Raw genomic sequence first — 373 nt, 5'->3', positions numbered from 1 at the left:
CCTTGCAGATGTAGTTTAAAGCTAGACAGATTATATTGCCCAAATAACCCCATTTGTTCATCATGACTTAATCGACTACGCTGACAAGGAACTTCGATCTCTTCGGTTTCGACTACTTCATCACCTAACACACCTGCAGTAACTTTATCCTTTAGCAAAGTGACGCGATCGTTATATATCATAAAGATCACCACCTATATAAAACGAGCTATTCCCTTAGCCTTATAATCCGGCTTATCAGAATAGCTCATTAGGATTTCGTGATATTCTTTTAAATCATTCTCTTGCCAATGGAAAGATGCACCTTCTTCAGTAGTTGATGTCGTTCCTTCTGCATTAAGTCGATTGAATCGCTTAGAAGCAATATCCCTTA

The 373-nt window shown here is 38.3% G+C and carries 2 protein-coding genes; both read right to left on the bottom strand.

Annotated elements, in window-relative coordinates; genetic code table 11:
- The coding region (locus QP363_RS12740) for a hypothetical protein (RefSeq protein WP_284764757.1) at nucleotides 1–182 on the bottom strand (182 nt) is incomplete at its 3' end.
- Between the two features lie 12 nt (nucleotides 183–194).
- Nucleotides 195–365, bottom strand: coding sequence for a hypothetical protein (locus QP363_RS13825; protein WP_369181381.1), 171 nt, complete (start codon nucleotides 363–365; stop codon nucleotides 195–197).
- Nucleotides 366–373: the final 8 nt, after the last annotated feature.

It is taken from the genome of Corynebacterium sp. UMB6689 (genome assembly GCF_030215295.1).
Lineage (GTDB): Bacteria > Actinomycetota > Actinomycetes > Mycobacteriales > Mycobacteriaceae > Corynebacterium > Corynebacterium aurimucosum.
Note: the sequence above shows the minus strand (reverse complement) of the source record. Positions and strands in the feature narration are given on the sequence as shown.